We start from the raw sequence: 323 nt of genomic DNA, 5'->3' as shown, positions 1-323 counted from the left end.
AAATTCAGCGAGATGCCGCGTCCGCAAATCATGCTGCTGCGCCACACTTACGTGGCGAGCAGCGAAGACGACGCGCAGGTGGCCGCCGACGAAGTCAACGTGTTCTACAACTACTTCGGCGCGTGGTTCAGGAATGAGCGTCCGGTCAGCAAGGGCATGATCAAGACGCTGAGCCCGGAAGAAATTGCCGCGCATCCGTTCTACACGCCGGAAGCGATGCGCAAGAACAACGTGATCGGCACGCCGGAGGAAGTCATCGCGCGCCTGAAGGCCTACGAGAAACTCGGCTTCGACGAGTACTCGTTCTGGATCGATACGGGCAT

General features: G+C 59.1%; 1 protein-coding gene. It reads left to right on the top strand.

The window, feature by feature from the left end; translation table 11 throughout:
* Nucleotides 1–323: LLM class flavin-dependent oxidoreductase (locus tag SB764_RS39060; RefSeq protein WP_410866620.1), on the top strand; the 323-nt coding region annotated here is incomplete at both ends.

Origin of the sequence: Paraburkholderia sp. SIMBA_027 (assembly GCF_046535315.1) — a bacterium.
Taxonomy (GTDB): domain Bacteria; phylum Pseudomonadota; class Gammaproteobacteria; order Burkholderiales; family Burkholderiaceae; genus Paraburkholderia; species Paraburkholderia tropica.
Note: the sequence above shows the minus strand (reverse complement) of the source record. Positions and strands in the feature narration are given on the sequence as shown.